The following is a 13038-nucleotide window of genomic DNA, read 5'->3' as shown; positions in this document are numbered from 1 at the left end:
CTCCGGTATCATGGCCACCACTGGAAAGTGATCACAAATTCCAGCAAGGATGACCATAGCCATACTAGCGGCCGCCCAGTCAGGCGCCGGTCGCGGACCTACCCGTGGCAATTATGGTGCAACTGATTACCATGCAAGCAGCAATGCCCGGGGCCGGCCCCGGAAGCAACCGACAGCGAAGGTAGACGAGACAAATAATGAGCAAACAGCAACCACTCGCCCATTGGGACGATATCCTGCTCCTGGACCGCCAGCTCACCGACGAGGAGCGCATGGTGCGCGACACGGCGCGCGAATACTGCCAGACGCGGCTGATGCCGCGGGTGCTCGAGGCCAACCGCCACGAGGAGTTTGACCGCCAGATCATGAACGAGATGGGCGAGCTGGGCCTGCTGGGCTCCACCATCGAGGGCTATGGTTGCGCGGGACTCAACTACGTTTCCTACGGCCTGGTGGCGCGTGAGGTGGAGCGCGTGGATTCCGGCTACCGCTCCGCCATGAGCGTGCAGTCGAGCCTGGTGATGTACCCCATCTCCGCCTACGGCAGCGAGGCGCAGAAAGAGAAGTACCTGCCGAAGCTGGCCACCGGTGAGTGGGTCGGCTGTTTCGGCCTCACCGAGCCCGACGCCGGCTCCGACCCGGGTGGCATGAAGACCCGCGCCCGCAAGGTCGACGGCGGCTACCGCCTGAGCGGTTCCAAGATGTGGATTACCAACAGCCCCATCGCCGATGTATTCGTGGTCTGGGCCAAGGATGACGACGATGTAATCCGTGGCTTTGTACTGGACAAGGGCATGGAAGGGCTGAGCGCCCCCAAGATCGAGGGCAAGTTCTCCCTGCGCGCCTCCATCACCGGTGAAATCGTGATGGACAATGTGTTCGTGCCGGAAGAGAACAAATTCCCCGATATCGGCGGGCTGCGCGGCCCGTTCGGCTGCCTCAACCGGGCCCGCTACGGCATTTCCTGGGGCGCCATCGGTGCGGCGGAATTCTGCTGGCACGCGGCGCGCCAGTACGGCCTGGACCGCAAGCAGTTCAACCGCCCGCTGGCCCAGACCCAGCTGTTCCAGAAGAAGCTGGCCGACATGCAGACCGAAATCACCCTGGGCCTGCAGGCTTCCCTGCGGGTGGGTCGCCTTATGGATGAAGGCAAGGATTTCGACCCCACCATGATCTCGCTGGTCAAACGCAACAACTGCGGCAAGGCGCTGGATATTGCCCGCGTCTCCCGTGACATGCACGGTGGTAACGGTATCTCGGACGAGTTTCATGTGATCCGCCACGTCATGAACCTCGAGGCGGTCAACACCTACGAGGGTACCCACGATGTGCATGCCCTGATCCTGGGCCGGGCACAGACCGGGCTGCAAGCCTTCTTCTGATGCCTGTATGATGCGCCTGTAGCCGCCCCCGGGCGGCCTGCAGGCGCACTCTCAACACGGGCACCTCCCAATGGAACAACTGCTGTACTGGTTCGATCTTATCGGCATTGTGGTCTTTGCCTTTACCGGTGTCCTCGCCGCCGGCCACAAGCAGATGGACCTGTTCGGCGCAGTGGTGCTCGCCTGTGTCACCGCTACCGGCGGTGGCACCACCCGCGACATGATCCTCAATATCCCGGTCTTCTGGCTGCAGGAGAGCCACTACCTGTGGCTGGCGGCGGGTACGGGAGTGGTCAGCTTTTACCTGATCCGCTACCTGCAGGTGCCGATGCGGCTGCTGAAAATTGCCGACGCCATGGGCCTGGCAGTGTTTGTGGTGATCGGCACCCAGAAGGGCCTGGACCTTGGCCATAGCCCCGCCATCGCCATTGTCATGGGCGTCATGACCGGCACCTTTGGCGGACTGATCCGGGACATCCTGGCAGGTGACATCCCCCTGCTGTTGCGCCGTGAAATCTATGCCACCGCTGCGCTCTCCGGTGCCGCAACACTGGTGTTACTCGACGCCAGCGGTAAACTTCCCGGTGAGGCGGTGGTGGCCATCGCAGTACTGGTTACCCTGGGTATCCGCCTGGCCGCCCTGCGCTGGAACCTGAGCGCGCCTATTGCGCGGTTCGGCAACCATTGAAAGCAACCGGCCGAAATCCCCGGTCCGTAGATTACAGGTGACTACGCTTGACTGAACTCCGTATTGCCAGGGCAGCCCTGGCGCTGCTGATGTGCGCTACGCTCTGGGCCTGCGAACGCGACCCACGCACGGCCGCCGTGGGCGAAGAGCCCACTCGACTGGTCCCCAAGCCCTGCTGGTTCGAGACCGATGGCGACTGGCCCCTGGCACAGTGCTTCATGATGGAAGTACCGGAGGACTACGCTGAGCCGGCCGGTCGACGGATCCAGTTCCCGGTGGTGCGGTTTGTCGCTTTCGAGCCGGATCCCGACAAGGTTCCACTACTCCACCTCGGCGCGGGGGGCCCCGGTGCGGCACTGGGGCTGGAACCTGAAAACGCCTCCGAGTGGTTGTGGATCAACTATGCCGAGATGACGGTCGACGATGGCCGCGACCTGATCGTGATGGACCCCCGCGGCACGGGCATGGCCCGGCCCCGGCTGACCTGTGACGAGTTTATCCGGGATGCGGAGACCGCTTTCCAGCGCCACCTGTCGCGGGATGAGGAGGCCCGGGTCTTCACCTTCAGCATGGAGCGCTGCTACAGCCGGCTCAGCGAGCAGGCTGACCTGGCCCAGTACCACAGCGCCAATGTGGCCCGCGATGTGGATGCCCTGCGCCAACAGCTGGATCTCGACAAGCTCAACCTGTACGGGGTCTCCTACGCCTCCCGCTACGCCCTTACCGTGGCCCGGGACTTCCCCCAGTCGGTGCGTGCGCTGGTGCTGAACAGCGCCGTATTCCCGGAAATCAAGTACACCCAGCAGTTGCCTGCAGACACCCTGGAAGCGTACCAGCGGGGCCTGGATTTCTGCCGCGAGGACAAGCAGTGCAACAGCCGCTATCCGGACCTGCAACGCCGCCTGGAAAGCCTGGTGCAGACCCTGGACGAGAATCCACGCAAGATTGATATCCGGCATCTCTACTCCGAGGAGGAATACCCGTTCGTACTGACCGGCCAGCGGCTGCTGCGGGTCCTGTTCCAGGCCCTGTACGACGAGAGCTTCTACCCGGAACTGCCGCGAGTGATCGAGGGGCTGGAAAACGGCAACAATGCCCCGGTAAAAGAGGCGATCGGCAAATTCATGAACATCCTGCTGGACCCCTATTTCGGGGATGCCGCCGGGGTGAGCCATTTCTGCCACGAGGAGGCGCCGTTCGTTAATTTCGACCGGGCACGGACAGAAGCGGCAGAATCGGGCATCCTCGGTGGCGCTGTGCGCGCCGATGTCGACCTCCTGCAGGTACAGTGCCGGATCTGGGCCATTCCCTCGGCACCACTGGACGAGTCCAGGCCGATCCGCACACCGTTACCGGCCCTGGTACTGCACGGCGCCCTGGACCCGGTGCTGGATGCCGCGGATGCGGACGAGGCCCGGCAGGAACTGCCCAATCACCAGTGGCTGCTGTTCCCGAAACTCGCCCATGATGTGATCTCCGCCAGTAACTGCGCCGAGAGCGCCGCCGCCCGCTTCCTCGACAACCCAGGCAACGACGCCACAGAGGGGGTTGCCCAGTGCCGCCAGGAGGAACTCGCAGCGGAAAAGGCTCCCGTGCAACCCGAGGAGCACCCGGGCGACAACGGGGAAAATCCGCTCGCAGAGCCGCCGGAACAGGCAACCGGCCAGGCTGCCGACGGGACCTCTCCGGCGGATCCCGGCAGCCGTAGCGACGCGGTGTCGCAGGAAACACCTGCTGCGCAGTAATTGTCCCGGGGCGGCGCACCAGAGGTGTCGCCGCTATCTTTCCGCCCCTACCTTTCCCCGTTCTTTCCCTTCGCCCCCACGGGGAAACGATATCGAAGTTGTCGGCCCCTGCCACGCCCATGCGCCCCAGCCTTCTAGACTAAACGGGGTTTCCTGTCAGGACTCTCTGCCCGGTTACCGTTACCAGTCGCCTCGACGAGCATTGGAGAATTTCATATGGCGCGCGTTTCAAGTGGCAACCTTGGCACCTTCCTCCGGACAATCCACAGGCAGGGACCGGCTCCCTGTGTAGCCCTCTGTCTCGCGACACTGCTCGCCAGTGGAGCCACAGGGCAGGACAATAGTGTTCCCGAAGATGCCCTCTTCCACGATTCCCATTTCCACCTGACCAACTACGTTCAGGAAGGCACCGATATTGACGATTACCTGGACATAATGGGTGACACTGTCGGGCGCTCTACGCTGTTCGGGATTCCGCTGCAGCAAACCTGGTCTTACGAGAATACCGGCGAGACAGCACCAACCTATTACCTCGAGTCGGACTCACCCCTGTATTACTACTCCTTCACCGACGCCCACATTGCCGAGGCCTATAACAGCCTCTCGGACGAGCAGAAGGCCCGGCTCGACCCCATGATCACCGGCTTCAACCCGGCTGACATGTACGCTGCCGACCACATCCGCCGCGTGCTGGAAACCTACCCGGGCGTATTTTCCGGGATCGGGGAATTCACCATCCACAAGGAGTTTGTATCGTCCAAGGTCGCGGGCGATACCGCCAGCCTCACGGACCCCGCGCTCGACAAAATTTTCGACTTTGCCGGGGAGACCGGCCTAGTGGTCATCCTCCACAACGATATCAATACGCCATTTCCCAAGCCGGGCAAGGAACCCTTTGCCCTGAAGCAGTTAAAGGCCCTTTTTGAGCGCCACCCGGAGACAACCATTATCTGGGCCCATATGGGACTGGGGCGTGTGGTGAGGCCAATCAAGGACCAGCTTGCGATCGCGGAAAAGATTGTTACCAATCCCAAGATGAAGCACGTGAATATCGATATTTCCTGGGATGAAGTGGCCAAGTACGCCACGGAGACTCCAGAGGCTGTACAGAAAACAGCAGACCTTCTCAACAAGTATCCCGACCGGTTCCTGTTCGGTTCCGATGTGGTTGCCCCCGACTCCATCGAAGCGCAGAAAGCGGTCTATGAAAAGTACAATCCGGTCTGGGACAAGCTTACACCGGAAGCGAAAGAGAAGATTACCAAGGGCAACTACGAGCGTATTTTCAATGAAGGCCGGCGCAAGGTGCGCGCCTGGGAAGAGAAAAACGTAAAGCAGTGAAACGCCCTGTTACCTGCGTACGCACCTGCAACTGCTGACTGTCCCGCTTCCGGGGCAGCTTCCACCCGACAGGGGCCGGGAATGGCCCCGGTCCACACCCGGCAATGATCACGGAAGATTCATGAGAGCTTTACAACCTGACGCTGCCTTCCCCCGGCAAGGACTGCGACTGCGGCCGGCAATATTCCTGGCACTTGCATGGTTAACAGCACCGGTCTCTGCCGCACAGGACGGCGGTGAGCTGTTCGGCAAGCCACACCTCAACCTCTACACCACTATCCAGCTGGATATGGGATACGAAAAGAACCAGACAGCAGACGACTGGTTTGATGTCATGCGGCCTACCAAATTGCCAGCGTTCGAGGATGAATTCCCACCGGATGGAAATTTCTATGCCAGCGTGCGGCAGACACGCATGGGCTTCAAGGGAAACTGGCAAACCCGTTGTGGCGAGGTAAAGACCTGGTTTGAATACGAACTTTTTGGTTCCGGCAGCAATGTCGGGGAGACCACCTTCCGTTTTCGCCATGGCTGGGCGGAATTCTGCCAGGTGGGCGCAGGCCAGACCTGGACCCTGTTCATGGACTCCTCGATATTCCCCAATGTGGTAGAGAAGTGGGGCCCCAACGGCATTCCTTTCTTCCGCAATGTCCAGCTTCGCTGGACTCCCTGGAGGGACGGTGATTCGCATTTTGCAGTGGCGCTGGAACGCCCCGGGGCAACCCGGGACGAGAGCGACTACGACGAATTTATCCAGCTAGAGGGCGTTGTGGGGCATTTCCGCCTTCCGGACGTTACCGCCCAGTACCGACAATCGACCCACTGGGGCCACTTCCAGATGGCCGCCCTCGCCCGCCGGATCGAATGGCAGAATTCACCGAATAGTGAGTTTGACCTGGACGGCGATGTGACCGGCTGGGGCATCAACTTCTCCGGCAGTATCAAGATGGATTATACCGAGCTAAACCTGAGTGCAACTTACGGGGAAGGCATACAGAGCTATATGAATGATGCGCCCGCGGACATCGGCGTGGTGGAAAACTTCAACAACCCGGTAACCCCTCTCACCGGTGAGCCACTGCCGATGCTGGGACTCATGGCATACCTGGACATTGACTGGAACGACAACTGGACGACTAGCGTCGGCTGGTCGGGTCTCGACATCAACAATACCGATGGCCAGCTGGAACGGGCCTATGAACAGGGTGAGTATGCGTCCATCAACCTGCTGTACCACCCGGTGAAGAGTGTAATCCTGGGCCCGGAACTGATCTGGGCCGACCGCGAGGCCCGGGACGATTTTCGCTCGGAGGACTGGCGCCTGCAGTTTTCCTTCAAGTACAAATTCAATATGGACCTCGTTGGAGACTGACTTGCCCCGCGAGCACCAGCCAGGACCCGGCGCAGCCCGGCTGCCTCGCGGGATGCCCCCCGCATCACCCAGCTGGCTCCATTCCGCGGCAACTGGAGCCGCTTGGCTCAGCGCCGTCTTTACCCCGCCAACTGTCATCCGCTAGAGGCTGGACACGGCCACCGTTTGTCCGTAATTTCTACCTCATAACAATACAAAGACGTTACGGAAGATGAATACCCAGGCCGTTATCGAAGTTGCCGAACTGTCGGATCTCCTCAAGGATCCCGAACTCGTTATCCTTGACTGCCGTTACGACCTCGCCCAACCGGATGCCGGCCAGGGCTGGTTTGCGCAGTCCCATATCCCGCGGGCCCAGTATGCGAGCCTGCACGGGGACCTCTCCGGGCCGCACGAGCGCTATGGTGGCCGTCACCCCCTGCCCTCGGTAGAGCAATTTGCCGAGGTTGCGCGCCGGCTCGGGATCAGTGCCGATTCCCGTGTGGTGGTCTACGACGACCAGCGCCTGGCTTTTGCCGCGCGCGCCTGGTGGCTGTTGCGCTTTTTCGGGCTGGGGCGGGTATCTGTGCTGAATGGCGGTTTCTCGGCCTGGCGCGATGCCGGCCTGCCGGTGGAAAGCGGCGAGGCGCAACCGGTGCCCCATGGCACCTTTGCCCCCAGCCCGGATCCCGCCGCGGTCGCCGACCACTGGGAGATCTACTCGGGCCTGGCCAACCCCGCCTGGCAACTGGTGGATGCCCGGGACCCGGCGCGCTTCGACGGCACTGACGAGCCCATGGACCCGGTGGCGGGCCATATCCCCTCCGCCATCAACAAACCCTGGCAGGAAAACACCGGGGAGGACGGCAGACTGAAATCGCCACGGGCGCTCAGGGAGCATTGGCAGGACGTCCGTTCCGATGAGCCACTGATCTGCTACTGCGGCTCCGGCGTCACCGCCTGCGTCAACCTGCTGTCCCTGCATCTCATCGGTCGGGACGATGCACGCCTGTACCCGGGCAGCTGGAGCGACTGGTGCGCCCACATACTGCATCCCACTTCCCATGAGGCCGGCTGACGCCGGGTAGCGGCCCGCCCAGCCCCAAAACAGAAGCGGCCGGCACCCTGCTGGTCGCATCGGGGCCGGCCGCGTCGGCCACTCATCAGACTATGGAAAAACCTTAGCGAATCAGGCAGGCGCCGGTACCCGCCAGGCCGCAGTAACCCTCGGGGTTCTTCGCCAGGTATTGCTGGTGCTCCTCCTCGGCGTAATAGAATTCCGGCGCCATGGCGATTTCCGTGGTGATTTCGTCATACCCCTTGTCTTGCAGGGCCGCCTGGAACTTCTCTTTCGACTTCTTCGCCTGTTCCAGCTGGGTTTCGTCGAAACAGAAAATACAGGAGCGGTACTGGGTACCCAGGTCATTGCCCTGGCGCATACCCTGGGTGGGGTCATGCTCTTCCCAGAAGCGCTTCAGCAGGTGCGCGTAGCTCACCTTGTCCGGGTCAAACACTACCAGTACCACCTCGGCATGGCCGGTGCGGCCGCTGCAGACTTCCTTGTAATTCGGGTTCTCGGTACAGCCGTCCGCATATCCGGCAGCTGTGACGTACACTCCGTCGATTTCCCAGAACAGGCGCTCGGCCCCCCAGAAACACCCCATGCCAAAAATGGCCTGTTGCATTCCCTCGGGAAATGGTCCCTTCATGGGTTTGTCGTTGACGAAATGAATCCCGGTGATGTCCATGGGCTCTTTGCGGCCCGGCAGTATCTGGTCCGCGCAGGGCATCTTGAACTTGTCGTATTGCATCGTCTCTCCACCTCTCCGGGCCGGCTGGCCCTGGTAAATCTTAACTCCCGGCTTCACCGGCAACCATGATGCAGCCGCTGGCCTTCATCGGCCTGCTGACCTGCCATTCCCGGTAATCCGCCCCCAGCTTGTCCTGTGCGCGCTCCGCCAGTCGCCGGAACGGTGAGCGGCCGGGATCCACCAGGACCACCCTCTCTACGCCGGCCCGCAATGCCCGGCGCGTCAGGTTGAAGAGTGGCGCCTCCAGCTTGTCCCAGAAACAGATGTCCGTCCCGATGATCGCGTCAAAGGCGGCAAGGTCCTTTTCAGTGACTTTCTCGTAACGGCAGCGCCAGGTTTTGACATCGACCCCATTCAACTCTGCATGATAGTCGACAAAGGGGAATACGCTGGGATCCGCATCCAGACCAGTCACATCAGCAGAAAACTGCTTTGCACAGAAGATTCCACCCAGCCCCCAGCCACATCCCAGGTCCAGCACACGTGCGCCCTTCCTGAGGGGATGGCGCTTGAGGTAGTCCATGGTGAGGCAGGAACTCTTCCAGAACTTGTTGCCGTGCAGGGTGGGGTCACCGGCTTCACGCCGCAGGCGGCGCATATCCGGATGGGCGTTCTTGCGTACGGTCAGCCCGAACAGGCGACGGGTATCGTTTTGCGTGCCAGTCACGTTTTTTTCAGCTCCCGGGTTCAGTTCGCTCAACCAAAACAAGGCAGTAGCCGTCAGTTGGGCGCCAGTTTAACTATTTAGGACTGTGGTTTCAGCTTACTGGGCTATTTTTCAATGACCAATCGCAGTGCAATGCACTGTGAATCACCACATGGATATCGTGGACTTAGGATGTACAAGCATATAGCAACCGGTATCGCCGGTGTCACCCTGCTCGGCGCAAGCCTGGCGAACGCAGTCCCGGTTTACGAATCGGATGAGGTCACGCTGTTTATTTCCGGGTATTTCAGCGCAAACCAGATCAATACCGATGGCAACACCTTTCTGGATGATGGCTTCAACCGCATTCGCCTGGGCCTCAATACCTCTGCCTACAAGGACTGGAATGTCGGTTTCAATGCAGAGTGGGGGGTCAATGCGATCTCGGCGGGGCAACCGCTGATCATCGCCGGTGACCAACAGGCGGGCCTGGGCGATCGCGGTCGGTCGCTGTTTATCCGCCAGGGCCATGTATTCGCCAAGCACGAACACTGGGGTGACTTCGTCGCCGGCAAGCAATGGGCCGTCTATTACGATGTCGCTGGCTATACCGACTGGTATGAGATTTCCGGTGGCCTTGCCAGCGGTGCCTTCTCGCTGGGCAGCGATGGCGGCATCCTCGGCACCGGTCGCGCCGACAGCGCCATCACCTGGCACAAGAGCTGGGCCGGCCTGGGCGGCGAAATGAAGATTGGCCTGCAATACCAGGCCCACACCGCCCCGATTGATGTCAGAGTAGAGAACGTGGTCGGCGAAGACCTGCTGCTGGAGTGCCCGGAGGGAGACTGTGAATTCGGGCTGGGACACTCGATTTCACTCCAGTATACGGCCGATGTCGGCGACGGCCTCACACTCGGCGCGGCCTATAACCGCGTGAAGATTGACCTGGAAACCACGCGCGGGCGCGTGTTCGATATTACCGACCCCCTCAATCCGATCCTGATAAGGACCGACTTCAGTATCGGTGCCAGCAGTAACTCCTGGGCCCTGATCGCCGGATTTCAATACGGCAAAGGGCCCTACCAGGAAGGCCTCTACGCCGGGGTTGTGGCCCAGCGCTCGCAGAACAATGAGCTGGCCCCGGAGGGCTCCACCGAGGGCATTACCAACTTCTTCGATGCCGAAGGCAGTGAGTCCATCTTTACCTACACCTGGGGCCTCAAGGACTGCTACTCGTTCTATTTCGGCCACAATATCCTACGCTCCGATGATCCCGGTTTCGAGGAGGCGCTGATCGACGAGGACCTGTTCGAGCTTAAAAAGTATTTCATCGGCTTCCAGTATCGCTGGAGCGACCGTGTCAAGCTGTATACGGAAAACACCATCGATGACAGTAACTCGCTGGGTGCGGCGTTCGCCGGTGATGTGATTGCGGTCGGCATGCGCGTCGACATCTGATAACCTCACGGCCCCGGGTTATTTAACAAGGAACACCCAGTGGCCAGAATCATCCTGCTGATTGCGCTCGGCATCTTTGCCTGGATTGCGTGGCAGAAATTTACCGCCAGCCCCCCGCGCCAACGCCGCAAATTGTTACTGCAGTGGACGCTGCTGGCCGTGGCAATGGTGGCGGTATTACTGGCTGTCACGGGCCGCCTGCACTGGGTCGGTGCCGCCGTGGCGCTGGTACTGCCGGTACTGGGCCGCATCCTGGGCTGGCTGGGCCGGCACCTGCCCTGGCTGGCCCCACTGATTGCCCGCCACGCGCAGGCGCGGCAACAGGAGTCAGGACAGGATACACAGGGGCAATCCACGCAGGGCACGGGCGAGAGCCCACTTACCGTGGCAGAGGCTCGCCGGATTCTCGATGTACCCGAGGGTGCGACCCGGGAAGAAATACTCGCCGCCCATCGCCGCCTGATCCAGAGGATGCACCCGGACCGGGGCGGCAACGACTACCTGGCTTCCCGCATCAATGCCGCCAAGGAATTACTCCTGAAGCAGCTCTAGCCAATTAATGACCTGGCCAGCTTTCCAACAGGCCGCCCCCGCTGCAAGCCCTACCAGCCCGCCCTGAAAATCACCCTACCCCGCATCAGAGGGGCCTCCGGCACAGCAGGTGCACATAACGCGCCAGCTGCCGGTAGGGATCCCGCCGTGAAAACTCCAGCTCCTTTCCCACTACTGCACTGGCAGGCAGCTTGTCGCGGATCGAGGGCGTCATAAAATCGTTGAAACAGCGAATACCGCTGTGTGCCGTTACCGTCAGTCCTGCCTGCAGCACCCAGTCCTGCACCCATTCCGGGCACAGCGGGTTATCCGGGGTCAGGCTGCCAGGGTGGCCGCCCCAGTAGCCACTGTCGATATTGCGATCCAGCTGGCGGAAACTGCCCCGCTGCAGCAGGCGAAACTCCAGCGCGCGCCGGTTGTAGAACGTCAGGGACAAATGCCCCCCCGGGCGCAGCATCTGCACGAGCTGCTGTACGGCCTCATGTGGCTTCTCCAGCCACTCCAACACCGCATGACACAGTACCAGGTCGTTGCCCTGGTGCTTTTCCTCCCGCCCCAGCGCCTGCAGGGGCCCCTGCACGAACGCAACCCGCTCCTGCAGGTGGCGCTCGGCCGCCAGCTCCCGCGCCTGCGCCAGCATCCTGGCGGAGATATCGGCGATAGTGACCTGGTGACCCGCCTCCGCCAGGTCGAGCGCGAACTGTCCCTGGCCGCCACCGGCATCCAGCACCCGCAGCCTGGTGCCGGTGTCCAGCACCGGCTGCAAGTCCCGGTTCAGTACCGCCAGCCGGATATCGCCCTTGAGCCCGCCGTAGATACGCTTGCGGAAACGCTCTGCCAGGTCATCGAAGTTCCTGTCCGCCATTGCGCTTCAGTCACCCCGGCCCGTTTCGGCGGGCAAGAAGCGCCGCCGGTTCTCTGTGATCTTGCCGGCAACGGCCGCTTCCAGGTCGACCCCCATCACCGACGACAGCTTGAGCAGGTACATCTGGATATCCGCCAGCTCCGATGCCATGGCCGCCCTTGCTTCGCTTTCCGGCTCCGCCAGCAGCTGCTCGATATCGCCATCGGTGCGCCACTGCAGGTGGCGGCCGAGCTCGGCCACCTCCACCGCAAGCGCCATGGCCAGGTTCTTGGGGGAATGCAGTGACTGCCAGTCGCGCGCCCGCGCAATGGCATCGAATTCCCGCAGGATTTGCCCGGTATCCATAGTCACTCCCCCTCTCTAGCTTTCCCCGGCACGCTCGAGGACCTTGCCCTCGGCCGCCAGGATTGCCCGCAGGGTGCGCGAGCGGAATTCCCGCAGGAACAATACCAGCGCCACCACCAGGTAGCCGGCAACAAACAGCAACGGGTGAACAAACCAGCCCATTACCGCCATCGCGAAATAGTATGAGCGCAGTCCGTAGTTGTAGCTGTGACCCGCCTGGTCGATCACCTTGGCGGTGCTGATGGCGAAGCGGCGCCGCTCCTCGTCGGACGTATCATCCGCGTCGGGCAGCGGGGCCGCACCGATCAGGACGTTGGCGAAGGAATACTGCCGCAGCGACCAGGTGAAGTTGAAGAAGGCGAAGATAAAAATCAGGATCAGCAGCAGGATCTTGAGTTCGAACTGCTGCACCGTGGTCTCTTCGGCAAACGGCAGGGTACTCAGGACCTTGATCGCCGCCTGATTGGCACTCAGCGCGGTCACCAGGCCCGCCAGGATCAGGATGCTGGTAGAGGCGAAGAAGCCGATCACCCGCTCCAGGTTACCGATGATCGCCGCATCCGGCATACGCATGTCGCGATCGAGCATCCGCAGCATCCACTCCACCCGGTACCACTGCATGGATGAAGCGAGGCACCACGACACCTTCGCTTTCTTGCGGGCGAACAGCGTATACCCGCCCCAGGTAACAAGAAATCCAGCCACGCTGGCAATGTCCAACCAGGTCAACGTCTGTCTCCGTATTCGTCTACATTTATCCTGCCGGAATCCCGGCTATAGTGCCGGGACGCCAGAGCCTGGAACAGCTGTCCGCAGTCTTTGGCCTGCTGGCACCCTTGTCAACACTGTTTTTC

Annotated in this window: 13 protein-coding genes; 8 read left to right on the top strand and 5 right to left on the bottom strand. The window is 61.5% G+C overall.

The window, feature by feature from the left end; all coding sequences use genetic code 11:
* The first annotated feature begins 197 nt into the window (after nucleotides 1–197).
* The 6 genes from ACH6CX_RS00680 (at nucleotide 198) to ACH6CX_RS00655 (ending at nucleotide 7585) form a co-directional block, all read left to right on the top strand.
* Nucleotides 198–1382, top strand: a complete 1185-nt coding sequence (locus ACH6CX_RS00680; RefSeq protein WP_232942241.1) for an acyl-CoA dehydrogenase — start codon at nucleotides 198–200, stop codon at nucleotides 1380–1382.
* 70 nt (nucleotides 1383–1452) lie between these two features.
* Nucleotides 1453–2070 carry a trimeric intracellular cation channel family protein gene (locus tag ACH6CX_RS00675; RefSeq protein ID WP_232942239.1) on the top strand — a complete coding sequence of 206 codons (618 nt, stop codon included), beginning with the start codon at nucleotides 1453–1455 and terminating at the stop codon, nucleotides 2068–2070.
* A gap of 47 nt (nucleotides 2071–2117) precedes the next feature.
* A complete protein-coding gene (locus tag ACH6CX_RS00670; protein ID WP_396674298.1) occupies nucleotides 2118–3815 on the top strand; it encodes an alpha/beta fold hydrolase in 1698 nt (565 codons plus the stop codon).
* Between the two features lie 216 nt (nucleotides 3816–4031).
* Nucleotides 4032–5156, top strand: a complete 1125-nt coding sequence (locus tag ACH6CX_RS00665) for an amidohydrolase family protein (RefSeq protein WP_232942235.1) — start codon at nucleotides 4032–4034, stop codon at nucleotides 5154–5156.
* Nucleotides 5157–5277: 121 nt separating this feature from the next.
* Nucleotides 5278–6528: a DcaP family trimeric outer membrane transporter gene (locus ACH6CX_RS00660; protein ID WP_232942233.1), complete on the top strand. Its 1251-nt coding sequence runs from the start codon at nucleotides 5278–5280 to the stop codon at nucleotides 6526–6528.
* A gap of 211 nt (nucleotides 6529–6739) precedes the next feature.
* Nucleotides 6740–7585, top strand: a complete 846-nt coding sequence (locus ACH6CX_RS00655) for a sulfurtransferase (protein WP_232942231.1) — start codon at nucleotides 6740–6742, stop codon at nucleotides 7583–7585.
* Between the two features lie 103 nt (nucleotides 7586–7688).
* Here the strand turns inward: ACH6CX_RS00655 and msrA are convergent, their stop codons facing one another.
* Together msrA and ACH6CX_RS00645 are read right to left on the bottom strand one after the other, a co-directional pair.
* On the bottom strand, nucleotides 7689–8318 hold the full coding sequence (gene msrA, locus ACH6CX_RS00650) for a peptide-methionine (S)-S-oxide reductase MsrA (RefSeq protein ID WP_232942229.1): 630 nt from the start codon (nucleotides 8316–8318) through the stop codon (nucleotides 7689–7691).
* 40 nt (nucleotides 8319–8358) lie between these two features.
* Complete coding sequence (locus ACH6CX_RS00645; protein WP_232942227.1) at nucleotides 8359–8985, bottom strand: methyltransferase; 627 nt, start codon at nucleotides 8983–8985, stop codon at nucleotides 8359–8361.
* A gap of 171 nt (nucleotides 8986–9156) precedes the next feature.
* Here ACH6CX_RS00645 and ACH6CX_RS00640 point away from each other — a divergent pair, with 171 nt between their 5' ends.
* Together ACH6CX_RS00640 and ACH6CX_RS00635 are read left to right on the top strand one after the other, a co-directional pair.
* A complete protein-coding gene (locus ACH6CX_RS00640) occupies nucleotides 9157–10422 on the top strand; it encodes a porin (protein ID WP_232942225.1) in 1266 nt (421 codons plus the stop codon).
* A 39-nt stretch (nucleotides 10423–10461) separates the two neighbouring features.
* Nucleotides 10462–10974 carry a molecular chaperone DnaJ gene (locus ACH6CX_RS00635; RefSeq protein WP_232942223.1) on the top strand — a complete coding sequence of 171 codons (513 nt, stop codon included), beginning with the start codon at nucleotides 10462–10464 and terminating at the stop codon, nucleotides 10972–10974.
* Nucleotides 10975–11059: 85 nt separating this feature from the next.
* Here the strand turns inward: ACH6CX_RS00635 and ACH6CX_RS00630 are convergent, their stop codons facing one another.
* Genes ACH6CX_RS00630 through ACH6CX_RS00620 form a run of 3 tightly spaced genes read right to left on the bottom strand, consistent with a single transcriptional unit; the run spans nucleotide 11060 to nucleotide 12913 of the window.
* Nucleotides 11060–11839 carry a methyltransferase domain-containing protein gene (locus ACH6CX_RS00630; protein WP_334078924.1) on the bottom strand — a complete coding sequence of 260 codons (780 nt, stop codon included), beginning with the start codon at nucleotides 11837–11839 and terminating at the stop codon, nucleotides 11060–11062.
* 6 nt (nucleotides 11840–11845) lie between these two features.
* Nucleotides 11846–12184, bottom strand: coding sequence for a nucleotide pyrophosphohydrolase (locus ACH6CX_RS00625; protein ID WP_232942219.1), 339 nt, complete (start codon nucleotides 12182–12184; stop codon nucleotides 11846–11848).
* A gap of 15 nt (nucleotides 12185–12199) precedes the next feature.
* Nucleotides 12200–12913, bottom strand: a complete 714-nt coding sequence (locus ACH6CX_RS00620) for a DUF599 domain-containing protein (RefSeq protein WP_232942217.1) — start codon at nucleotides 12911–12913, stop codon at nucleotides 12200–12202.
* Between the last annotated feature and the right edge of the window lie 125 nt (nucleotides 12914–13038).

It is taken from the genome of Microbulbifer sp. JSM ZJ756, assembly GCF_044383805.1.
Taxonomy (GTDB): domain Bacteria; phylum Pseudomonadota; class Gammaproteobacteria; order Pseudomonadales; family Cellvibrionaceae; genus Microbulbifer; species Microbulbifer zhoushanensis.
The sequence above is the reverse complement of the archived record's forward strand: the minus strand, read 5'-3'. Positions and strand labels throughout refer to the sequence as shown.

Bases quoted from the DNA above. Each gene is read 5' to 3' on its own strand.
- ACH6CX_RS00625 (WP_232942219.1), bottom strand. From the start codon at position 12,184: ATGGATACCGGGCAAATCCTGCGGGAATTCGATGCCATTGCGCGGGCG.
- ACH6CX_RS00660 (WP_232942233.1), top strand. From the start codon at position 5,278: ATGAGAGCTTTACAACCTGACGCTGCCTTCCCCCGGCAAGGACTGCGA.
- ACH6CX_RS00680 (WP_232942241.1), top strand. From the start codon at position 198: ATGAGCAAACAGCAACCACTCGCCCATTGGGACGATATCCTGCTCCTG.
- ACH6CX_RS00665 (WP_232942235.1), top strand. From the start codon at position 4,032: ATGGCGCGCGTTTCAAGTGGCAACCTTGGCACCTTCCTCCGGACAATC.
- ACH6CX_RS00655 (WP_232942231.1), top strand. From the start codon at position 6,740: ATGAATACCCAGGCCGTTATCGAAGTTGCCGAACTGTCGGATCTCCTC.
- ACH6CX_RS00640 (WP_232942225.1), top strand. From the start codon at position 9,157: ATGTACAAGCATATAGCAACCGGTATCGCCGGTGTCACCCTGCTCGGC.
- ACH6CX_RS00675 (WP_232942239.1), top strand. From the start codon at position 1,453: ATGGAACAACTGCTGTACTGGTTCGATCTTATCGGCATTGTGGTCTTT.
- msrA (WP_232942229.1), bottom strand. From the start codon at position 8,318: ATGCAATACGACAAGTTCAAGATGCCCTGCGCGGACCAGATACTGCCG.
- ACH6CX_RS00630 (WP_334078924.1), bottom strand. From the start codon at position 11,839: ATGGCGGACAGGAACTTCGATGACCTGGCAGAGCGTTTCCGCAAGCGT.